17 protein-coding genes and 1 pseudogene are annotated in these 22,462 nt (G+C 39.5%); 10 read left to right on the top strand and 8 right to left on the bottom strand.

Annotated elements, in window-relative coordinates; genetic code table 11:
• Positions 1 to 5: 5 nt before the first annotated feature.
• Both AC1M9E_RS10465 and AC1M9E_RS10460 read right to left on the bottom strand, forming a co-directional pair.
• On the bottom strand, positions 6 to 905 hold the full coding sequence (locus tag AC1M9E_RS10465) for an alpha/beta hydrolase family protein (RefSeq protein ID WP_488224771.1): 900 nt from the start codon (positions 903 to 905) through the stop codon (positions 6 to 8).
• A 22-nt stretch (positions 906 to 927) separates the two neighbouring features.
• On the bottom strand, positions 928 to 1,719 hold the full coding sequence (locus tag AC1M9E_RS10460) for a crotonase/enoyl-CoA hydratase family protein (protein ID WP_481588868.1): 792 nt from the start codon (positions 1,717 to 1,719) through the stop codon (positions 928 to 930).
• 173 nt (positions 1,720 to 1,892) lie between these two features.
• On the opposite strand from AC1M9E_RS10460, the gene pnuC reads away from it, so the two are divergent.
• From pnuC to AC1M9E_RS10420, 8 genes are all read left to right on the top strand, one after another.
• Positions 1,893 to 2,474, top strand: a complete 582-nt coding sequence (gene pnuC, locus AC1M9E_RS10455) for a nicotinamide riboside transporter PnuC (protein ID WP_488224770.1) — start codon at positions 1,893 to 1,895, stop codon at positions 2,472 to 2,474.
• Between the two features lie 101 nt (positions 2,475 to 2,575).
• A complete protein-coding gene (locus AC1M9E_RS10450; RefSeq protein ID WP_092766902.1) occupies positions 2,576 to 2,842 on the top strand; it encodes a hypothetical protein in 267 nt (88 codons plus the stop codon).
• A gap of 358 nt (positions 2,843 to 3,200) precedes the next feature.
• The gene (locus AC1M9E_RS10445) at positions 3,201 to 4,334 is read left to right on the top strand and encodes a GGDEF domain-containing protein (RefSeq protein WP_488224769.1); all 1,134 of its coding nucleotides are present in this window, start codon (positions 3,201 to 3,203) and stop codon (positions 4,332 to 4,334) included.
• A 151-nt stretch (positions 4,335 to 4,485) separates the two neighbouring features.
• On the top strand, positions 4,486 to 4,974 hold the full coding sequence (gene def / locus AC1M9E_RS10440) for a peptide deformylase (protein WP_481586554.1): 489 nt from the start codon (positions 4,486 to 4,488) through the stop codon (positions 4,972 to 4,974).
• Positions 4,975 to 5,003: 29 nt separating this feature from the next.
• The gene (locus tag AC1M9E_RS10435; RefSeq protein WP_488224768.1) at positions 5,004 to 6,191 is read left to right on the top strand and encodes a GGDEF domain-containing protein; all 1,188 of its coding nucleotides are present in this window, start codon (positions 5,004 to 5,006) and stop codon (positions 6,189 to 6,191) included.
• 227 nt (positions 6,192 to 6,418) lie between these two features.
• The gene (locus AC1M9E_RS10430) at positions 6,419 to 7,636 is read left to right on the top strand and encodes a GGDEF domain-containing protein (RefSeq protein WP_488224767.1); all 1,218 of its coding nucleotides are present in this window, start codon (positions 6,419 to 6,421) and stop codon (positions 7,634 to 7,636) included.
• Between the two features lie 41 nt (positions 7,637 to 7,677).
• A complete protein-coding gene (locus tag AC1M9E_RS10425) occupies positions 7,678 to 8,937 on the top strand; it encodes a glutaminase (RefSeq protein WP_488224766.1) in 1,260 nt (419 codons plus the stop codon).
• A 70-nt stretch (positions 8,938 to 9,007) separates the two neighbouring features.
• Positions 9,008 to 9,301, top strand: a complete 294-nt coding sequence (locus tag AC1M9E_RS10420; RefSeq protein WP_481586536.1) for a cold shock domain-containing protein — start codon at positions 9,008 to 9,010, stop codon at positions 9,299 to 9,301.
• Positions 9,302 to 9,373: 72 nt separating this feature from the next.
• On the opposite strand, the gene dhaK is transcribed toward AC1M9E_RS10420, so the two are convergent.
• A complete protein-coding gene (gene dhaK / locus AC1M9E_RS10415) occupies positions 9,374 to 11,104 on the bottom strand; it encodes a dihydroxyacetone kinase subunit DhaK (RefSeq protein ID WP_488224765.1) in 1,731 nt (576 codons plus the stop codon).
• A 321-nt stretch (positions 11,105 to 11,425) separates the two neighbouring features.
• Here dhaK and AC1M9E_RS10410 point away from each other — a divergent pair.
• Positions 11,426 to 11,799: pseudogene (locus tag AC1M9E_RS10410) on the top strand (endonuclease domain-containing protein).
• Positions 11,800 to 11,833: 34 nt separating this feature from the next.
• Here AC1M9E_RS10410 and AC1M9E_RS10405 read toward each other — a convergent pair.
• Together AC1M9E_RS10405 and metH are read right to left on the bottom strand one after the other, a co-directional pair.
• Positions 11,834 to 12,985 carry a hypothetical protein gene (locus tag AC1M9E_RS10405; RefSeq protein WP_488224764.1) on the bottom strand — a complete coding sequence of 384 codons (1,152 nt, stop codon included), beginning with the start codon at positions 12,983 to 12,985 and terminating at the stop codon, positions 11,834 to 11,836.
• Positions 12,986 to 13,165: 180 nt separating this feature from the next.
• Positions 13,166 to 16,852, bottom strand: coding sequence for a methionine synthase (gene metH / locus AC1M9E_RS10400; RefSeq protein ID WP_488224763.1), 3,687 nt, complete (start codon positions 16,850 to 16,852; stop codon positions 13,166 to 13,168).
• A gap of 458 nt (positions 16,853 to 17,310) precedes the next feature.
• On the opposite strand from metH, the gene AC1M9E_RS10395 reads away from it, so the two are divergent.
• Positions 17,311 to 18,933, top strand: coding sequence for an inorganic phosphate transporter (locus AC1M9E_RS10395; RefSeq protein ID WP_180027990.1), 1,623 nt, complete (start codon positions 17,311 to 17,313; stop codon positions 18,931 to 18,933).
• Between the two features lie 74 nt (positions 18,934 to 19,007).
• Here AC1M9E_RS10395 and AC1M9E_RS10390 read toward each other — a convergent pair whose 3' ends face one another.
• The 3 genes from AC1M9E_RS10390 to AC1M9E_RS10380 form a co-directional block, all read right to left on the bottom strand.
• Positions 19,008 to 20,549 (bottom strand): hypothetical protein, encoded by a 1,542-nt coding sequence (locus AC1M9E_RS10390; RefSeq protein ID WP_481607532.1) that lies wholly within the window; start codon positions 20,547 to 20,549, stop codon positions 19,008 to 19,010.
• 159 nt (positions 20,550 to 20,708) lie between these two features.
• Positions 20,709 to 21,662, bottom strand: a complete 954-nt coding sequence (locus AC1M9E_RS10385) for an ABC transporter substrate-binding protein (RefSeq protein ID WP_481607533.1) — start codon at positions 21,660 to 21,662, stop codon at positions 20,709 to 20,711.
• Positions 21,663 to 21,818: 156 nt separating this feature from the next.
• The gene (locus tag AC1M9E_RS10380) at positions 21,819 to 22,436 is read right to left on the bottom strand and encodes a rhomboid family intramembrane serine protease (protein WP_179997692.1); all 618 of its coding nucleotides are present in this window, start codon (positions 22,434 to 22,436) and stop codon (positions 21,819 to 21,821) included.
• Between the last annotated feature and the right edge of the window lie 26 nt (positions 22,437 to 22,462).

Raw genomic sequence — 22,462 nt, 5'->3', positions numbered from 1 at the left:
AGAATTTAATCATTAACTAAATTGAGATAATTTTGGAGCATGTCATCCCAAATTTTTTCTGCGCCTTTTTTGAAATATCCCATGTGTCCAATTGCAGGCATTTGATACTGTTTGGCTGTGATATCAATGTAGCGCATATCAGCAGAACGATAATGTTGCATAAAGGCTTGCCTCGAATTTGGGAGAGCCCAATCATCATCTAATGCTGAAACAGCATAAATTTTGGTTTTAACACTTGCATATTGTGCTTTTAAATCTTGTTGCTCGGGGTCAGCGAAAAAATATAACGGATTTTTGCACCAACGACGCCACTGTTGATATACCCCTAAAGGCAGATCAGAGCCCATATTGAATTTACTCCAAGGTAAATAACCTGTGACTGCGACAATGGGTGGAAACACAATACTCCACATCACGGATACTTTGAATCTTTCTTTGAACGGCATATATCCTGCCCAACCTGCACCTGTACCGTAGCAACACATGGCACTGACTCGATGATGATTAGGGGTAAGTCCCAAGGCTTGACCACCATAAGAGTGTGCAGTCACAAATAAGGGGAAAGTATCGCTAGAAAAGTATTCAATGGCACCAGCGAGATCAAGTTTCCCCCAATCCAAATAACTCATTTTAAAACCTTTGAGTTGTGCTGGAGATGATGCCCCCACACCACGATAATCAAAGGTTAGCACTTCAAAACCACGTTCTGCAGCATACTCTGCAAATCTGCGATAAAAAGGTTGGGGAACCGCTGTCGCTGAAGCCACAATAATACGTGCAACAGTCTTCACACCAGATGATAGGTAGCGAGTGCCGGTGAGCATATAGTTATCTAAGGCAGGAAACTGAACTTGAGTTTTATTGATGCTTCTTGGCATCTGGTTCACATTTGGAATAGCTTGCATGTCTATATTTCCCGATATTGAACTATTGACCTTTAAAGCGAGGTTGACGTTTTTCGCTCATTGCTCGCATACCTTCGACTGCATCTTCAGATTGTATTAGTGGAAGAAGATGAGTCTTTAACTGATTAAAAGCGTACTGTTCATCATGTGAAATTGCTTCATGAGCAGCCGTCAATGTGGCCTGAACAGCGAGTGGAGCAGCTGAAGCGATGGATTCGGCGAGTTCAATGGCACGGTCAAGCGGATCTTGTTCTGTTACTTCGGTAATTAAATGAAGTCGATATGCAGTTGCAGCATCAAAAAAATCCCCCGTCAATAAGTAGCGCATTGCATTAGACCAACCTGCAGTTTTAACGAAGCGTGAAGTTGCTCCGCCAAAGGGGAGGATGCCACGTTGCACTTCAAGTTGAGTAAATTGGGTATTTTGATGGGCAATACAGATATCGGCATTCAACATCAATTCTATTCCAGCAGTAAAACAATACCCCTTCACAGCGACAACGACTGGTTTTTTTCGTTTACGACCAGTCGTGCCCCATGGGTTAATCAGATTCATATCTTCCGAAAATATACCATCTGACATACGCGGCTGAAGCTCAAGCAGATCTAATCCTGCCGTGAAGTGCTCTCCATGTGCATAAATCACAGCACAGCGTAAATCGGACTGGTCTTCATAGGTGGTAAGTGCTTGTGAAAGTTCATCAATCATATGACTGTCGAATGCATTGCGCTTCGCAGCACGGTTTAAACCAATCAACATCAGATGATTGCGAATTTCAATGGTTATTCTGGTCGTTTGAGTTGTATTCATCATTATTATTTTCCATTGAGGACATTCTATTTTTAGAGGAGTTTAATGGTTAGGTCAAAACTGTGCAGTTCAAATTGAACATCGCTAAGTGGTGTTTGTTAAGAATCATGTATGGTGCCATTCAATATACGTTAGGATAGACGTATTGAATAAACCACGATCATTTTAAGTAGTGTATGAGCCTTTTAGAAATTATTTCAGTATTGATGAGTGTATTGGGTGTAACCCTCACGATTCGTCGTAATATATGGTGTTGGCCTGTGAATCTCGTGGCTTATGGCTTATATGCAAAGTTATTTTATGACTATCAACTCTATGGTGAAACGATATTGCAATGCGTGTTTATCGGTTTAGGACTGTATGGTTGGTGGATATGGAAAGCTCAGTTTAAACAACAAGAGCAACTTGCCATCAATCGTATTCAAGGGTTGAGAATTATCAAACATGTGTTTTTTACAATGTTGGCAGGATTTATTTTTGGTTTAGGTCTGGATTATTTTACGGATGCTTCCATTCCTTATTTAGATGCTCAATTGGCAAGTTTAAGTCTGCTCATTACATATTGGACGTCAAAACGATATTTGGAAATTTGGCCTGCTTGGATCGTGGTGGATATCATCTATGTGATGATGTTTATGTATAAAGATCTATACTTGACGGCTGGTCTTTATGGCGCATTTATTGTTTTAGCCTTATTAGGTTATCTTCAGTGGAAGAAAAAATATCAAGTTCAACAGCAAACCGTCTACTCACTCTGAAAAATTTACATCCTTGGACATTGATTTGAATGATTCGATCTGCAAAATAAAGCAGATCGACGTAACAATGAAATTGAATTTAACCAGTAGACTTTAAATGTATGATTATCCACTTTTGGGAAGCTCGATTTCTGCAATTTGTAAAATCATTACAACAGCATCCTCATCGTTATCTTAACTTTGAATCCGTTGCCGATTTTTATCAAAGTCAGTGGTTAAAAACGCTTCCTCCTCATACTGAATATTTTTGTACTGGATTAGACGATGGTGCAGAGCAATTTGATATTTTGATTCAATATTTGCATCATCAAGTTAGTATTCACATTGCACAAGAAATTAAAGTTATTTATCGAGAACTCGATCTCTAAGAGTTAGGAGTGTGTTTAGCAATTTTTAGCTGAGTCAAATTAAAATGCTTGAGCGTATCCTTAGCTGGATTTAAGCAAAAAAAGCTTTAAAAAAAAAATAGAATAAATGGTAAAAAAACCTTGATAAATCCTAATCTTAAGGTTAGATTGTGATAATAAGTGCAATTATAATAAAAAATATGTGATTTTATTCACTATATTTTGTAGGGGTGAAATAGATTTAATGATTACAGAGTTAAATGAAAATATAGTTTATTTTGATGAGCTGTTTCAATTGAGTTAGTTCATTATGTTAAGACTATTCAATCGAATTTTTCGCCCCTATACACTTCATTCATTTATGAATCAAAGTGTGTTGATGAATTGGAGTAACTTAAATAAATGTATTCTGGTCATGGTATTGGGCGGGCTTGCACATATCACCTGGATTACATGGTATTTATTTTCATTTCATCATCCTGCATTACATCATTGGCTCAATCCTGATTATTATTATTTTCACCTATCACGGATGTTGCTGTGCTGTGTATTACAGTTCTTACTGATTATTCCTTGTGTCATATGGCGTCATAAAGAATGGGTGATACAATATTTACCTTACTTTATTATTTTGGTATTTTCCGTAAGCTTTATTTATGGTGGCTATTCGGTTGGTATCAGTAGTCCTGCTACCGTTGCGGGATTTATCAGTATTTTAACAGTTGGTCTGGTTTTATTTGAACGCAAGATTGTATATCTGCTTTTTTTACCAGTCACTGTATATATGCTCATTGCAATTGTCAGTAGTGCATTGGGTTATATGACCTACGCACCGGTCTTTAGTGATCAGCTCAATTATTCAGTCATGGTATTTAATGAATTCTGGGTTTATTCACAACTTTATTTTTACGTGCCTATTTTTTTTGCGACTTTTGTATTGTTTGAGATTTTGTTGACGCAATGGAGAAATCGAGAAAAACAAATTAATTTAATGAGTCAAATGGACCCGCTTACGGGGATTTATAACCGTCGAAAAATAGGTTTAGAACTCAATGAAATTCAATTACAAGAACGAAAATTTGCTCTCATTCTGTTAGATCTTGATCATTTTAAGAGTATTAATGATAACTATGGTCATGATATCGGAGACAACGTCTTAAAGCGTGTTGCCAATGTACTACGTCAAAATATACGTGATACAGATATTGTCGGGCGATTTGGTGGTGAAGAGTTTGTGATGCTGTTGCAGAATAAAAACCTCAGAGCTGCGATGGAGGTCGCTGAGCGGTGTCGCAAAGAAATTGAAAATGAGCTCTTTTATATCGATGAACGTACGACAATCAGAGTGACAGCAAGCTTTGGTATAGCCATTTCTGAATTTAATTTAAATAAAGAAGCGGTGATTCGTCATGCAGATCAAGCATTATATCTAGCAAAAAAACGTGGTCGTAATCAGGTTAGACACTACCACGAACTTCAGGATGCTGATGTCATACAAAAAAGTGAAACTTGAGCCGTAAAATTATCAGGTCACAAATTCGTCATTTAAATCAGTTTTACTTCATCTTGAAATGCTTTAAGATTGGTTGACTATTAATCAAATATTTGATTTAAAATTTAAAAAATTATGAAGATCAAATTCTTATCATAATTGAGATGAACGTATTATGACGATACTACCCGTTGCTCAAAAAGGTGAAGTGATCCTTGAATTGGTTGCATCGCCGGTAAGTGAACTTGAGTTTAGTAGTAGCTGGTTAACGCATCTGGTTGAAGCAATGAATTTTACGATGCAACAGCGCAATGGTGTCGGTATTGCTGCACCACAAGTTTATGTCTCTAAAAGGATTATTATCGTCGCTTCAAAACCCAATATACGGTATCCCGATGCGCCTGAGATGGAGCCTATTTACATGATTAATCCTGAAATATTGGAGCGTTCTGATCATGTTGTTTTAGGAGAAGAGGGATGTTTAAGTGTAGAGAATCGACGTGCGGAAGTAGCTCGAGCTTCATCAATCCGTGTCCGTTATCGTAATATGCAAGGACAGGAAATTACTGAGACTTTTTCAGGATTCCCTGCACGAATTATTCAACACGAAATTGACCATCTTGATGGGATCTTGTTTGTAGAGCGAGTTCACGCTGCTTAAAAAGACAATATAAAAGATAAAAGGACAGAATGAAGTTAATCAGGAAGATTCAACATATGATTAAGCGATTGTATCGTATGGCCAATACGTACATCCTTGATCCTCAAAATATGCTGATCAATTGGAGTGATTTTAAAAAGGGACGGCTTATCCTCTTTTTTGGAATTCTAAGCCAACTTGAGGTCGCTCGCTGGTTAATTGTGGCTTTTTATACCCCTGAAAAAGCACAGTGGTTAAATCCTGACTATTTTGAATTACGTGTTACCCAATTGTTGGTGACCTCCGTGATTTATCTTGTCCTGTTTTGGAGTTGTTTCAAGTTTCAGCATATCGCTAAGTTTCAAACCTTCATTGCTTATTTTGCCCCTAGTTTCTTTGGAATGACCATGATTTATTCAGGGTATTCGATTGGAATTTATAGTCCTGCAACAATGGCAGGGTTCATTAGTATTGTATTGGTCGGGTTGGTATTTTATAGCCGTAAAATTATTTATGGGATTGCAATTCCAATTACGATATACACGTTATTAACGTGTTACTTGACGCATATCGATCGAATTCGTTATGCACCTATGTTTAGTGATGAGTTGAATAAAAGTATCGTTTACCAAAATGATTTTTGGGTCATGAGCATGGTACAGCTCTACGTGCCCATTTTACTTATGAGTGTTTTATTCTTTGAGATTTTACTCACCCAATGGCGCAGTCGTGAAAAACAATTCGAAACCAGCAGTAAATTTGATGCACTAACGAACGTTTATAACCGTCGTCAAATCAATGAAGTGTTATCACATTTTCAGCAGGATCGTGCTGATTATGCTGTGATCTTATTGGATTTGGATCATTTTAAACAAATTAATGATCAATATGGTCATGCAGCAGGAGATGAAGTCCTGAAACAGGTGGCGACGCGTTTGGAATATCATGTTCGTATTGGTGATACGGTTGGACGTTATGGCGGTGAAGAATTTATATTAATTCTGGACAATCTCAGTCGTGATCAAGCGGTTGATATTGCAGAACGTTGCCGTAACGCAATTGCACAGCAGCCGATTGTGCTGGATGATGGAACCTCGTTAAATGTGACGGCAAGCTTTGGTATAGCATTATCCCATGAGTTATCTGATCAAGACGTCATTACGCATTGTGCAGATCACGCTTTATATATTGCCAAAGAAAGCGGACGAAATCAGGTACAGTTATATCGGTCAGCTTAGTTGAATGATTAAATTTCGGTTTTGGTACTACTAACTATAGAGAAACATACGTTTAGGTTTTTTTTATAGCAATGCTTCTGTTTTGGACAGTGATCATCAAATTCATACCATAAATTGATCTGAACGATAAAGCAGTCTTTTTAATGCTTAAAGCGCATTGACATGATCGCTGAATACATCCAAATTTTAATAAAATAAATATGAATATTTGATAATACAATTAGATGATGACTCGAGAGAATGAAGTACAACAACAGCGCAGTTTATTGCAAGCTATCAAATATGTCTTGTTAGAATCTGATCGTTCTATTATGAACTGGTCCAACTTTAATAAAGGGATTCTGTTACTTATATTTGGGCTGTTGATGCTCATCGGTCATTGGTTGTGGTACTACCTAACTTTCCATTCAGAATATCAAATTTGGTTAGATTCAGAATATTATCCTCATCGGACATTGACCACATGTTTACAAGTGATTTTGACCACGTGTTTTCTGATAATCGCTTTAATGCTTCGAAAAAATGCTACTGCTCGCCGAATTTTGGGCTATTTAATTCCCTTATTTTATGGATTGCTTGTCATTTTTTCGGGATACACGGTTGGGATTTATAGTCCTGCGGTGATGGCGGGAACGGTCAATATTGTATTAATTGGTTTTGTGTTATATGAACAGCGCATCATTTATAGCGTCTCTTTTATTATTGCTTGTATTATCGTGTGGTTGGCAGTACTGACGGCCAATGGTCAACTGACTTATGCACCATTGTTTAGTGATGCACTGAATCAATCTAATTTGTATGCCAATCCTTTTTGGCTGAAAAGTATGGCGGTACTATATTTACCCATACTGTTGTGCTCAGCAGTATTTTTTGAGTTGATCTTGTCGCAGTGGAGACGACGTGAGCGTAAGATTGAAGTACTAAGTCAGAAAGATGCGTTAACCAACCTCTATAACCGTCGTTACATCAATCAGTTTATTAGTAAGTTAATTCAACAAAATCGAAGCTTTGCTTTCATCATCTTAGATCTCGATTTCTTCAAGCAGATTAATGACAATTATGGTCATGATGTTGGTGATCTTGTACTTAAACGTATTGCTCTCATTTTAAAACAGCAAACACGAGAAGAGGATATAGTGGGACGACTCGGTGGTGAAGAGTTTGTTCTAGTACTGACAGATGGTGATATCGACGAAACATTAAACATCGCAGAACGCTGCCGTCGAACGATCGAAAGTGAAAAAATTGAGATTAGCCCAGCGACTTTTATTCAAGTGACCGCAAGCTTTGGCGTGGCGATGTCACAAAATTTACCACATCTATACACAGACGAAGTAAAGCAAAGGATTTATAGTGCAGCGGATAAAGCACTATATCTTGCAAAGCAAAATGGTCGTAATCAAGTCAGATGTGACACGATATCGACAGCTGAATTTAACATTTGAGATCTTATTTGGGGTCTCCATTGATCACCAAGAGAATAAAAATGAAGACACCTGTACCTGATTATCTTGCCCATGTATTGGACCAATGTCATGCGAATACCGAAGGAGCATTGGCTGACTATATTCCAGAACTGGCAGCCGCCAATCCAAATCGTATCGCTTTAGCACTTTCGACCATTGATGGTACGATTTATTCTTCAGGGGATGATGAGGTTGAGTTCACGATTCAATCAATGTCTAAACCATTTGCTTATGCATTAGCGATTCAAGAACATGGTTTAGCTAAAGTATTAGAAAAAGTTGGCGTTGAGCCGTCGGGGGAAGCATTTAATCAAATCTCATTAGAAAAAGAACGATCGATTCCCAAGAACCCAATGATTAACTCGGGTGCGATTACGACACATTCTTTATTACCTCATAAAAAGACTGTTTCTCGTGCAGAACATTTACGACGTTTCTTGAGTGAACTGTGTGGGCGTGAATTAACCTTTGATGAGCAAGTCTATCAATCTGAACTCAAAACAGCATTTCGTAATCTTTCGATTGGATATATGTTGCGTACCGTCGGCGTGCTAGAAGAAGACCCAGAGCATATTGTTCATGGTTATATTCTACAGTGTGCGATTAAAGTCACCGTGAAAGATTTAGCGCGAATGGGCAGTGTATTAGCGAATGGCGGAAAAGACCCTGTTACGGGGAAATGTATTTTAGATCGTCAGGTATGTCGTCAGGTACTTAGCGTCATGATGACGTGTGGTATGTACGATGCAGCTGGAGATTGGTTGACCACCGTTGGTATTCCTGCCAAAAGTGGTGTGGCAGGGGGGATCATTGGTGTCTTACCAGGTCAGGTTGGAATTGCGGTTTTTTCGCCTAAATTAGACAGCCATGGCAACAGTGTTCGAGGTGTGGAAATCTTTGAACGTCTATCAAGTGATATGGGATTACATTTAATGGAGGGAACCCCTTCAGCACAAACCATTATCCAAAGTCGCCGTGAGTATGATAATGGCATGGTGGTGTATGAGCTACGTGGTGTCTTGCAATTTACAGAGACTGAAATGTTCTTGCGTGAGTTACAGAATGAGCCTGTAGGTAAAAATAAAGTAGTGCTTGATCTTACACATCTGACCTTAATCCATGATGTCGGTGCTCGAATGTTATTTGAAGGTGTGAAACGTCTACAGGATGATGGTCACAGAGTAGTGGTCTTAGATGCGGAATCATTGTTATCGGAACAACAAAGTAAAGGACACAAACGCGTCATTGTCCAACAGCATTTGCATGATTATTTAAAGTGATCAGCAAAGATGATGCACTTTAAGATGCGTGTATAATATTGAAAATTGTATACCGTTTTTTGGGAATGTTATGAAGTCTGAAGTCCAGCAAGGAAAAATTAAAATTTATCATGCCGATAAAGGTTTTGGTTTTATTGGTGGTGCAGGTGAGGATATTTTTTTCCACATTTCTGACTTTCCTGCAGATGAAGGTGAGCCAAAACGCAATGACCGAGTCAAATTTCAGGTTGTTGAAAATCAAGGTAAATTAAAAGCAGTCAAAATTCAACGTGTAGCTGACCAGTCAGCGAAAGCGAAGAAGTCTCGTGTGGCATCACATAATCAGGCGATTACCAGCGCATTATTATCAAGTTTTAAAAAATAAAAAGCAAAAAAAGCCCTGAATCATCAGGGCTTTTTTACATAACTAATCAATCATTTATGTCATGTTTAGATGTTATTTTAGATGATCAGCAATATCGGTAAAAATCACGCCTAAACCATATGCACCTGCATCAGGATAGCCTAAGCTACGATCCCCGACAGTACCTGCACGACCCATACGTGCAACAATCTCTTTGGTTGATTCTGCGCCTTGAACAGCAGCTTGAGCACCTAAGATAAAGTTTTCCTTAAAGCTTTTGTCTGTGTTGGCAGACCATGAATCTGCGCATGGCACGAGCGCATCAATGAGAGTTTTATCTCCCACTACCGCGCCACGTCCAAATGAACGTTCGCCTGTGGTTTGAATACCTTTTACTGCGGCTTGCAGCATATCGGCAAAATCCGCCACGCTTAACGTGGTTTTACCTTGAATGGCTTTACTTGCGGCACGGAATGCTGAACCCCAGATTGGACCTGATGCACCGCCACAATGTTCCATAATGATCATGGAGCTATTGAGCAAGAATTCATCCATATGCTTCGCTTGGATCAAGCTTTGCCATTCTTTCTTGAGTTGTTTAAAGCCTTTAGCCACACTCATGCCGAAGTCGCCGTCACCTGCGTGTGCGTCTAACTCACAAAATGGCACTTCATTTTTAATAATACAGGCAGCCATGACATCGACCACATAGCGCATGTTTTCAATGGTGAATAGCTCATTTTGAATTTCAGCATGTTCTGCTGCAGTTTCAACTTCGCTATTGCCTTGATGTTGGGTAGCCGTATCTTTTATCGCAAACTCAATGGCTAAAGCAGGTGAACCATCAAGTTTAAAGGCAGGGGTGTTGGCTTCGGCATCTAAGTATGTTTTGAGTTCATCATCCAATTCAAGTAATGAAATGGATGCGCCATTCATGTCGATACTGGTCATATAGTTGCCGACAAAGGTACGGTAAATTTTGATGCCTTTATGTGCAAGGTGTTCACATACATCATGATTAAACAGATACAGTTCTTGCATTGGAGTTGAGCCAAAGCCATTGATCAATACTGCGACTTCTTTCATGTCTGGGCGATCTAAAAATAGATCATCGACCATACGTTGTGCCAGTTCTTTTGCTGGCAAGATTTTTTCACGACGGATCCCCGGTTCACCATGAATACCCACGCCGTATTCCATTTCATCATCGGCAAGGGTGAAGGTTGGTGTGCCTTTAGCAGGAACAGTACATGAGCTATAGGCAAAACCTAAACTGATGACATTGTCAGCCGCTTTTTGAGCGACTGTTTTAACTTCACCTAATTCTAAGCCTTTTGATGCTGCTGCGCCTGCAATCTTATGAACAAAGATTGTGCCTGCGACACCACGACGTCCGACGGTATATAAACTATCTTTGACTGCAATATCATCTGCCACTTTGACGTAGTCGACCTTGATGCCATCTTCAGTTGCTAAAGCTGCACCGTTCTGGAAATTCATCATATCACCAGAATAGTTTTTGATGATCATCAGCACGCCTTTGTCAGTTGCGACGTGTTGTAGTGCTTTATAGACTTGAATTTGTGAAGGCGATGCAAAGACATCGCCACATACCGCAGCGTCTAACATGCCTTTACCGACAAAGCCCGCATGTGCAGGTTCGTGCCCGCAACCACCACCACTGATGAGAGCAACATTATTGTGTTTTTCTTTTCTTGAAATGATTTTGTGAGACTCAGTGAATGCAAGTTCTGGGTGTGCCAAGACAAAGCCTTTGCACATGTCGACAACCAAGTTTTCAGGGTGGTTGATGAGTTTTTTCATGGAAATATCAAACTTTTGGTAATTTCATTAATAAGTATTAATTATTCACTAAAGTTGAAAGGTTTGCTGATCTAAAAATGTTAAAACGGATGATTTGGGGGGCGGGTGGTTAGAAAAGGGGGCGGATTTTGATGTATATATTGATGAAAAGAATCCCCCTAAATCCCCCTTTCTTGCGCTTCTACATAAAGCAGTGCTTAAGTCTCGCTCAGGGGAACTTGCGCGAATTTGATTGCGGTTTTAGATGCGTGAAATTTCCCTCTTTTCCCTTGCGCCATATATTGCTCAGGGCTAGGGGAGATTTTAAAAAAGAGAATAAAAATGAAGCCCTACAATAAAAACTTAAAACAAGCCTCACGTGTTTTACGCAATAACATGACTGATGCTGAAAAGCTGTTATGGTCACGACTTCGTAATAAGCAAATTTTAGGTTTGCAGTTTTATCGGCAAAAGCCAATCTTAAATTACATCGTAGATTTTACTGTCCTGCTGCCAATTTAGTGATTGAGTGTGATGGTAGTCAGCATTTTACGGAAGATGGTTTAGAAGCAGATCGGATTCGGGATGAAGCTTTGGCTCAGTTGGGGTTAAAAGTTTTAAGGTTTGATAATAGGCAAGTGATGGGGCGGATTAATGAGGTAGTGGATACAATTTTTCAATTTATTCAGCAGGAATCCCCCTCTTGCGAAACGTAGTTTCTCACCTTTTTCAAAGGGAGGTTAGGAGGGATTATATATTTTCATCTTTTTCAGATTTAAACATTCGGGAAAGAATCGTATCTTTCCATGCATTATCATCTTCAGATTCATCTTTTTTAAACGTAGCAGTAGACTTTGATAAAAGCCAATAAAAGGGAAACTCAGAATTTTGATGGCAGTGATTACAAATAAGTATACCCGTCATGAACATTCTTAAAGAGTTTTCTTTTGTTAGAAAAATTTGCTTTCCACAATGGATACATTCTAAAAAATCTTTACATGCTTTTGCATAACTTCTAGTTAATAATCTCTTTCTTCCATCAATGTACAAATTTTCATAGCAACCTAGAGTACTAATTGTAATATGTTGATAAGTATTTTTATTTAATGGAGCTAATTTTTGGAAGGTTTCTAGGATTACGTGAGTAGTAAAAATCATGACTATGGGAAGTGAAGTATAAAGCGGTTCGTATTGGTCAATATTATTTGGATCCTCGAAAATTGAGTTAATGAACATTCTTCCAGTTTTTAAGTATGCTCCTTGAGAAGTGATCAGATGTGTTGCTTTTTGGCATGATATCTCTAAACCCAAAGGGTGTTGTTTTGAAAAGATCATTTCTTCAATTAAGGTTGCATCAAAAAGTTCAGAATAAGATAGATTTGATATTGTTTCTTGAAATATGGATAGTCTTTTTGATTGAGAGATATTATTTAAAGATTTATCCGTCTCCTGTTCAAAAAGCTCTATAAAGTTCTCATAATTATTAAAGAGCTGACAGATGAATATTAAATTTTCTTTAAATGGTTTTCTTAGTAGGCTATAGGCAACGGCAAACTTTCTTTTTTCGAAAGATTTTAATGCTTCATACGTAAAATGCAGTAGATCACTTGCTAGTCCCAGTAAAATTTTCGAAATTAGGAAATGATAATAGGGAGTATCAAATCCTCCATCCCTACAAAATTGTAATATTTCAATTATATCTGAGTTATGATCTGGAAACTTCTCTGAGTATGCCTCTACTATTTTATCTATACCAATTTCATTGATGTTGCTTTGTTCATATTGCACTAACAAACTTGCACATTGATCATGTAGGAAGAAGATAAACTCATGTGTAGGCACATGTTTACTAGGAATATTTTGGATGTTTTCGTAAGATAAATATCCGATATAATTTTTCATAAAATTTTTAGTGTAATTTTTTGATCTAATATATTAAAAATAAATATTATTTTCTATATCTAATCCCTCCCAACCTCCCTTTAAAAAAGGGAGGAGCCGTAACGTAATCCATTTGATACGCGAAAGTCCCCCTTTGAAAAAGGGGGATTTAGGGGGATTCAAAAGTATTCAGATAATCAATTAAACCACAGAATCATCCAAATTCGGCGCTAACCAACGTTTCGCCTCATCTAACGTCCAACCTTTACGCTTCGCATAATCTTCCAACTGATCGCCAGAGATTTTACCCACGTTAAAGTATTCCGTTTCAGGGTTTGCATAGTAGAAACCGCTCACTGATGAAGGTGGCCACATTGCAAAGCTACTGGTTAAGTAAGTTCCGATCTTATCAGTCGTACCTAACCAATCAAACAGCGGTGCTTTTTCAGAATGTTCAGGACAAGCAGGGTAGCCCGGTGCAGGACGAATACCCACATACTTCTCTTTGATCAATTCTTCATTAGAAAGCTGTTCATCGGCTTGGTAGCCCCAAAACTCTTTACGAATACGTTGGTGCAAGTGTTCTGCAAATGCTTCTGCAAAACGGTCACCCAAGGCTTGAACCATAATCGCGTTATAGTCATCACCTTTGGCTTTATATTCTTGCGAAAGCTCTTCTGCACCAAAGATCGAAACGGTGAAACCACCCAAGTAATCTTGAGCCACGTCTTTTGGTGCAACAAAATCAGCCAGTGAGAAATTGGCTTTACCTGTGACTTTGTCAGACTGCTGACGAATATGCTCAAAGGTATGCGTCACATTGCCATTTTCATCCGTTACCGCAACAGTGTCTGCTGCAACACGGTTGGCAGGGTAAAGACTGAAAGTAGCGCGTGCATCGAAACGTTTATTTTCGATGATGTCTTTGAGCATCGCTTGTGCTTGTTCAAACAAATCACGTGCAGCTTCACCCACAACTTCATCTTCAAGGATTTTCGGGTATTTACCCGCCAAACTCCAAGAAATAAAGAATGGTGTCCAGTCGAAGTATTCCACCAAAGTTTCTAAAGGATAGTTGGTGAATGTTTCAGAACCAATAAAGTTTGGTTTTACAGGTGCATGCTTTTCAAAGTCAATTTTGAAGCCATTTTCAACTGATTCAGCATAAGACAGTTTTGCAGCTTTCGGTTGCTTATTCGCTAGACGTGTACGGATTTTTTCATAATCCGCTGCATAGTCCGCTGCCAATTGAGGCTTCATATCAGCAGATAAAAGTTGCGTTGCAACACCGACTGCACGAGAGGCATCAGCCGTGTAGTACACGCCATCATTGTGATATTGCGGCGCAATTTTCACGGCAGTATGCGCTTTCGATGTTGTTGCACCACCAATCATCAATGGAATGTTAAAACCTTTACGTTGCATTTCTTTGGCAACAAAAACCATTTCATCCAATGACGGTGTGATCAAACCTGATAAACCGATGATGTCAACTTTTTCATCAATCGCAGTTTGTAAGATTTTCTCACACGGTACCATCACGCCAAGGTCAACGATGTCATAACCGTTACAGCCAAGTACCACACCCACGATGTTTTTACCGATGTCGTGTACGTCGCCTTTAACAGTAGCAAGCAAGATTTTACCTTTGGCTTCGCCTTGGGTTTTTTCTGCTTCAATAAATGGGTTCAACCAAGCCACGGCTTGTTTCATCACACGTGCAGATTTCACCACTTGTGGTAAGAACATTTTGCCGGCACCGAACAGGTCACCCACCACGTTCATCCCTGCCATGAGTGGACCTTCGATCACATCAAGTGGACGAGCTGATTTTAAACGTGCTTCTTCAGTATCTTCATCGATATAAGTCGTAATACCTTTAACTAACGCGTATTCAAGACGTTTTTCTACAGGTTCATTGCGCCATTCAAGGTTTTCTTCAGCCTTTTGCGCACCCGCTTGACCACGATATTTTTCCGCAACAGCTAGCAATTTTTCAGTCGCTTCTTGACCGCTTGCGCCTTGGTTACGGTTCAGTACCACATCTTCAACCGCTTCTTTTAGCTCAGCATCGATATCATCATAAATTGCAAGCTGACCTGCGTTGACGATCCCCATGGTTAAGCCTTGTTGAATGCCGTGATACAAGAACACCGCATGGATCGCTTCACGAACAGGCTCATTACCACGGAATGAGAACGATACGTTTGAGATCCCGCCTGACACCATCGCATTTGGAAGGTTTTGTTTAATCCAACCGGTTGCTTCAATGAAGTCCACACCGTAGTTGTTGTGTTCTTCAATACCTGTTGCGACCGCAAACACGTTCGGGTCAAAAATAATATCTTCAGATGGGAAACCCACTTCGTTGACTAAGACATCATAAGAGCGCTTACAGATTTCTTTTTTACGTTCAGCAGTATCCGCCTGACCGTTTTCATCAAACGCCATGACAATCACCGCTGCACCGTATTGACGGCAGAGGCGAGCACGTTCTACAAACTCGTCATAACCTTCTTTTAAGGAAATTGAGTTTACAACCGCTTTACCTTGGACGCATTTCAAACCTGCTTCAATGATCTCCCATTTAGAAGAGTCAAGCATGATTGGCACACGTGAAATATCAGGCTCAGACGCGATCAGATTCAGGAAATGCACCATCGCTTCTTGCGAATCCAGCATCCCCTCATCCATGTTGATGTCGATGATTTGCGCACCGGCTTCAACTTGTTGACGTGCCACATCTAAAGCTTCGGTGAAGTTACCTTCTTTAATTAAACGAAGGAATTTTTTAGAACCTGTCACGTTGGTACGTTCACCGACGTTGACGAATAATGAATCTTTAGTGATGTTAAATGGCTCTAAACCACTTAAACGACATGCAGGTTCAATTTCAGGGATTTGACGCGGCGCAATACCTTCAACTGCTTGCGCAATCGCACGAATATGATCAGGCGTCGTACCACAACAACCACCGGTGATGTTGATCAAACCACTTTCAGCGAATTCTTTAATAAATGCTGCAGTTTCTTCAGGGGTTTCATCATAACCACCAAACGCATTTGGTAAGCCTGCGTTTGGATGCGCTGAAACAAAAGTATCCGCAACGTCAGACACGGTTTTGACGTGTGGACGCATCGCATCTGCACCCAGTGCACAGTTAAAGCCAATCGATAAAGGCTCAGCATGGCGCATTGAGTTCCAGAATGCTTCTGCGGTTTGACCTGTGAGTGTACGGCCAGATGCATCGGTAATGGTGCCCGAAATCATAATTGGCAGTTCGTAACCAATTTCTTTAAACACTTCTTTCACTGCAAAGATCGCAGCTTTGGCATTTAGGGTATCGAAGACCGTTTCAATCAAGATGATATCTGCACCACCTTCAATCAATGCCTTAGTCGCTTCTATATAGTTAACTTTTAACTCATCAAAGGTGATGTTACGGAATGCCGGATCATTTACATTTGGTGAAATTGAAGTGGTACGTGACGTTGGTCCTAATACACCCGCGACAAAACGTGGCTTTTCAGGTGTTGAGTATTTTTTACATGCTTCTTTGGCAATTCGAGCTGCTTCACGGTTAATCTCAGGAACCAAATCTTCCATATGGTAGTCAGACATTGAAACACGCGTTCCATTGAACGAGTTGGTTTCAATAATATCTGCACCAGCTTCAAGATAAGCTTCATGAATGCCTTGAATAATCTGTGGCTGAGTTAGAACCAATAAGTCGTTATTACCCTTAAGGTCGTAGGCCCAATCCTCAAAACGTTCACCACGGTAATCAGCTTCTTCCAATTTGTGGCGTTGGATCATGGTACCCATTGCACCATCAATAATCAGGATACGTTTGGCAAGAAGCGCTTTTAAGGTGGCGAGGGTAGACATCAAATGACTCTCACAAAAATCTGCACAAATAATGGTGCAATATTTTAGCAGAGTTACGTCCACTTTTCTGATAAATAAAAATTTATGAACCTATTCCCAAAAAATTAAGGATGAATTTCATCCATCGACTACGATGATCAACCTATCAAAACTGAAACTGTCTATATTTCATCATGTTGTCATAATCTAATGTAATAATAACTGCCGTTGTAACAAATGTGACAGTGATGTCATCTTTATTTCATCTATTTAATTGCCGATTGAAATAAAGATTAAAGGCGAGGGTTTTGTATTAACTATCTGATTATTATTGTTAAATTTTGAATATTGGTTGTTTTTAAAGTTTAATTTTCTTAAATAAGTATCGTTTGGATGACTTATATGACAGCTCTTTGTCATATAATTGTAATAATTAAATTGAACAATAGAGGGGATATTTATCCTCTTTCTCTGCTTGCATGAATTCTAATCAAACTCCAGTTTCAGATTCAGCACAATCGTCAACGCCTATGCAGTCGACGAATGTTCACGTGCCAACGCCGAAATTCTTTATGCCAGTGTTCCTTACACTGATTGTTTCAACCTTGATTTACATTGGTTTTCAGTTGGCTGCTGATTTATCTCATGTGCCTGCTTTAAATCTTTATGCTGTGATCATGTTGGCCACGGCATTGTTTATCGCATTGGGTTTCGAGTTCGTTAACGGTTTCCATGACACGGCCAATGCTGTGGCAACAGTTATTTATACCAACGCTTTATCTGCACCTGTCGCTGTAATGTGGGCAGGCTTCTGTAACTTCCTTGGCGTAATGGTCGCAAGTGGTGCAGTTGCCTACGGTATTATCGCGCTATTGCCTGTTGAATTGATTATGAACGTCGGTTCAGGTGCTGGTTTTGCCATGGTCTTTGCCATGTTGATTGCCGCAATCGTATGGAACCTAGGAACTTGGTTCCTCGGTATCCCTGCTTCTAGCTCTCATACTCTGATCGGTTCGATTTTAGGTGTGGGCATCATGAACTACATCTTAAACGCAGGTAATGGTGCGTCAGGTGTAGACATGGAACAGGTGATGAAAGTGGGTAAAGCACTTTTATTCTCACCATTAATCGGTTTTGCATTTGCGGCTGTATTGTTCTTATTGGTTAAAAAAATCTTTAAGAAACAAGTGGAATTATTCCAACCACCAGAAGGGAATAAACCGCCGCCGCCACTTATTCGTGCCATTTTGATTTTCACGTGTACCGGTGTAAGTTTTGCACACGGCTCAAATGATGGCCAAAAAGGTATGGGTCTGATTATGTTGATTCTGATCGGGATCGTGCCATTGGCTTACTCTTTAAACAAGAGTCTAGATCAACAACATATCCAAACGTTTGGTCAGTTATCTGCTCAAACTGCTGATTTGATTTATCCAAATCACCAAGATATTCCAGATGAAAAAGCGCGTCAAATTATCACGTCATATATCCAAACCAAAGAAATCACACCTGAAGTTGTGCCAGCTTTGGCAAGCTTGACGGATCATTTAGGTGAAAAAGTAGGAAGCTACACATCCATTAAAGATGTTCCTGAAGATCAAGTGGCTGAATTCCGTAATGATATGTACCTCAGCACGACTGCATTCAAGCGTTTAGATAAAGCAGAAGCTTTACCTGCCATGACTGAAGCGCAAGAAAAAACAGTGGACAACTACCGTGATAACTTAGATTCATTCCTTCAATACATTCCAACATGGGTGAAAGTTGCGACTGCATTGGCATTAGGTCTAGGGACGATGGTAGGCTGGAAACGTATTGTTGTTACCGTTGGTGAACGTATTGGTAAACAACACATGACGTATGGTCAGGGGATGTCTGCAGAGTTAGTTGCAATGTCAACGATTGCTGCTGCTGATGGCTTTGGTATGCCAGTGTCAACAACACACGTTTTAAACTCTGCTGTAGCAGGTACGATGGTTGCGAATAAGTCGGGCTTAAACTTCCAAATGGTTCGCACAATCTTATCAGCGTGGATTTTCACACTGCCAGCAACAATCTGTTTATCAGGTGGTTTATTCTGGTTGTTCCTTCAGTTCACCTGATTGAATTCAATACTTAAAGACTAAAAAAGCGCTGAACAATCAGCGCTTTTTTTATGATCAATTGTTTATGACGCTTATTTTTGGAATTTAGACCAAAGTTTTTTCAAGGGGAGTTTTTCCTCAGCAAAACCATATAATGCGGCAAATGGTAGGGCGGTGCGTGCGAGATATGCTACACGCCATAATCCACCATGATTAGCACCATGCATGATTAAGTCTAATGGATGATTGAGGGCGATTTCAGGATTGGCAACCGACTGTGGGTTTCTCAAATCATGAATCCACAACGCAGCCATAATCGCATTGGTCGTCGCGGGTTCAAATGCTTCAACATCAAACAAATTGGCACCATTGAAAGCAGCTTTTAATAATGGGTTTTTGGTTACCGAATGTGTAGTGGTCGATGGAGCAATATTAATGCTGACACGTTGACCTTGTGACCGTGCTAACGTAGCGCGCCATTGTTGAATCCTTTTCGCCAACGCATAATTTGGACCTTGTTCAACCACAAGACAGTCGCAGATCCCATACTGTTTATCATGACATTGGAATAAGCGTTCTTCGTTTTGTTTGAAAAAATAATCACGAGAGACAGTCGAAATACTCTTGGACAGAATATTTTCAAGTTTAGAGCGTGATTTAAACTTATCTAATCCACCTTGAATAACTTCCTGTGGTACAGCGTAGACGTCAGTGGGCGTACACATATACATTAAACTGGTATTGGATTTTTGTTGGCTGACATGTTGCATAATGGCGTCCATCGCCATAGAAACACGAACGTGCTTTTCGCCATCTAAATACGCAATTGCGGCAAGATCTAAGTCTTGATCAAACTGGGTGAGCCAATGTGCAATCTCAGGGGTATCTGTTAATAAGTTAACGCCTAAACGCTCTGCAGCTTCACGTATAGATGCAGATGAATCTATTGATTCGACACTTGGAGCGTATAAGGTCGCATTGCCTTGCAGAACAGTATTCAAAATCTTTGTCCATACTCGCTCATGATTTAAATCAAGCGCCACGATATTGGCTTTCCATTTCGCCAGCCAAGGTAAAGGTCCTGCTTCAGAAGCTGCACCAAACAGCACCATTGTTCGATCCGAAAGGTCAAACCACTCTGGATGCTGCACACACGCTTGTAGTGCCTGAGCATGTGATGCTTCTATAATACCTCTGTCTAACCAGAGTTGAATTTGGTCGAGTAGGGCTTGACCTTCTAAATTTTTACCCTGATAAGGTACAAACCATTGCGGCTCAGCAGTAGAGTTTCCTTGAAGTGTGTAGGTATTTAAATCTTTTGATTTAAGATTCATCACTTCATTCAATGCGTGTGTATGTTGATCACGTTGAAAACTAAACTCTTCATAAGCTTGTTGAAGTCCATCATGAGCGATGAGCAGCGCAGCTTCAGGTGATGAGAGCCCACATTCTACCAACCGTTTAAAATGAATCGGATAGGATTTGCGCCAATTCTTTTCATTGATAACTGCATCAGCGTATTCTGGCTGAATTTGTTGTAATGCCGCACTGACGATGCGTTGGCCTGATTTTGAACTGCTGGGTTTAGAGGACGTGTTAGAGGAAAATTGTAAACCATCAGGTTGATTAGACATGCAAAAAATCTCAAAAAAAAATGAATAAATTCGCGGATGCCTACATTATCCTGACAAAATTAATGATCTAGGTGGCATTAATTACCAGATATTGATTGAATTATTACGAGATATTTCTAAAAAAAGGAAGCCGAAGACTTCCTTTATAAATAAAATCAATTATTTAGTATTTTTTATACCATTGATCAATTCTTCTAACATAAATGCAGTGTTATCTAAGCCAGCGCCCGTTAAATACCAGGCATCGGCATCAACAAAGATGACACGATTCTCTTTGATTGCTTGACTATTCTTGAGTAATGGATGTGATTGAATATGTTGTTTCGCAGCATAGTTTTGCGTGTTTACAGCACCACGGTCTAACACAATGATGAAATCAGGATTTTGTTTTATTGCTTGCGCTAGACGCTCTAAATTGCGTTGCGCGGCAGCAAGAGCTTCTGGTGAGTTTGGAGCAGGTCGAGTACTTGAGGCTTGAGGTGCTGCAGTCGGCACCACTGACTTTAAGCCAGAAATATCATAGGCAAATCCAAATCTTTCATTCTTTGCATGCGGTATAAAATTATCACCCATGGCAAAAAGCATCAGGCCGGATTTGCCTTTAGTGAGTTGTTTAAGTTGTGCTTGAAGGGCATAGACATGATCTAATTTAGATTGTGCGAGTTGTTCCTTATTAAACATTTTTGCTAAAAAAAGTGTGCGATTTTTCAGGTCTTGATTGAAGTTTTGAGTATCAGGCCAGAGGTTGATTGCAGGTGCAATTTTTTTGACCTCATTTAATTTTGCAGCAGAACGCCCGCCGACAATGATGAGATCTGGCTTTTGTTCTTTTAATAAGGTTTGGTTGGGTTCAAATAAAGATCCAGCTTTTAAATATTGTTTGTCATTAAATTTTTTCAAAGCACCAACATATGTAGTTTCGGGTACGATTGATGCTTGAATACCTAAAGCATTCAGTGTATCCAACGCGGATAGTTCGTAAACAGCCAGCTTCTGTGGTGTATTTTGAAGTTGAATAGTTTGATCTTGATAAGTGAATTGAACAGGTTGAGCATATGAAACAAAGGCGCTGAATGAAAGAATGAGTGCCAATGGAAGTTTAATGTAAGTCATATCAATACCTCGTGGTTTGATAAAAGCTTAACATGAATATATAAATGATAATCATTATCATTGTTGAGTTTGTGTTTTTGATTTATTTAACAGCATCAATTTTGAATTTAAGGGTATTTGTGCGGAGTGTTTTAACCCTCCGCAATGATCAAAGGATTAGAAAGGTAGTTGAAGCAACTTGCTGAAGAAATGTGGAATAATTTGAGGTTCAATCAATATCGTAACTACGACACCGTAGGCTGCACCCCATAAATGTGCGCTGTGGTTGATGTTACTGTTTCCACGTTTACCTGACCAAATACTATAAGCAACATAAAGCACGGCAAAAATAATGGCTGGAACAGGAATAAAAAAGACAAATATCAGTTTCCAGGGCTGAAATAAAATATAAGCAAACAAGACTGCTGACACTGCTCCAGAAGCCCCTAGACTTGCCCAGCGGTGATCATTTTTATGTTTTAAATAGCTTGGAATAATTGCCGCGATTAAACCGCCTAAATAGAACAGAACAAATCCGAGTTCATATAAGTATTGTCGATAAAAACTCTCAATTACACTTCCAAAGAAAAAGAGTGTGATCATATTGAACAGTAGATGTGTTCCATCTGCATGTATAAAACCATGCGTGATAAATCGATCGTATTGACCTTTCTGCATGGCTGGAGGCCAAAAAATCAAACGATTCATAATATTTTGATTGGAAAATGCAACCAGTGAAATGGCAACCGTAATTAAAACGATGGTGACAGTATGATTAAAAGGTAAATCAAGCATATGGATAAGATTGAATAAATTGCTTT

This window comes from Acinetobacter sp. 24-47-47 (assembly GCF_057737035.1).
This window is presented reverse-complemented; position numbering and strand designations above follow the sequence as displayed.

Coding starts and splice junctions, on each gene's coding strand:
- AC1M9E_RS10395 (WP_180027990.1), top strand. CDS start 17,311: ATGAATTCTAATCAAACTCCAGTTTCAGATTCAGCACAATCGTCAACG.
- AC1M9E_RS10385 (WP_481607533.1), bottom strand. CDS start 21,662: ATGACTTACATTAAACTTCCATTGGCACTCATTCTTTCATTCAGCGCC.
- AC1M9E_RS10465 (WP_488224771.1), bottom strand. CDS start 905: ATGCAAGCTATTCCAAATGTGAACCAGATGCCAAGAAGCATCAATAAA.
- dhaK (WP_488224765.1), bottom strand. CDS start 11,104: ATGAAAAAACTCATCAACCACCCTGAAAACTTGGTTGTCGACATGTGC.
- AC1M9E_RS10420 (WP_481586536.1), top strand. CDS start 9,008: ATGAAGTCTGAAGTCCAGCAAGGAAAAATTAAAATTTATCATGCCGAT.
- pnuC (WP_488224770.1), top strand. CDS start 1,893: ATGAGCCTTTTAGAAATTATTTCAGTATTGATGAGTGTATTGGGTGTA.
- AC1M9E_RS10390 (WP_481607532.1), bottom strand. CDS start 20,549: ATGTCTAATCAACCTGATGGTTTACAATTTTCCTCTAACACGTCCTCT.
- AC1M9E_RS10425 (WP_488224766.1), top strand. CDS start 7,678: ATGAAGACACCTGTACCTGATTATCTTGCCCATGTATTGGACCAATGT.
- AC1M9E_RS10430 (WP_488224767.1), top strand. CDS start 6,419: ATGACTCGAGAGAATGAAGTACAACAACAGCGCAGTTTATTGCAAGCT.
- AC1M9E_RS10460 (WP_481588868.1), bottom strand. CDS start 1,719: ATGATGAATACAACTCAAACGACCAGAATAACCATTGAAATTCGCAAT.
- AC1M9E_RS10450 (WP_092766902.1), top strand. CDS start 2,576: ATGATTATCCACTTTTGGGAAGCTCGATTTCTGCAATTTGTAAAATCA.
- AC1M9E_RS10405 (WP_488224764.1), bottom strand. CDS start 12,985: ATGAAAAATTATATCGGATATTTATCTTACGAAAACATCCAAAATATT.
- metH (WP_488224763.1), bottom strand. CDS start 16,852: ATGTCTACCCTCGCCACCTTAAAAGCGCTTCTTGCCAAACGTATCCTG.
- AC1M9E_RS10435 (WP_488224768.1), top strand. CDS start 5,004: ATGAAGTTAATCAGGAAGATTCAACATATGATTAAGCGATTGTATCGT.
- AC1M9E_RS10380 (WP_179997692.1), bottom strand. CDS start 22,436: ATGCTTGATTTACCTTTTAATCATACTGTCACCATCGTTTTAATTACG.
- AC1M9E_RS10445 (WP_488224769.1), top strand. CDS start 3,201: ATGAATTGGAGTAACTTAAATAAATGTATTCTGGTCATGGTATTGGGC.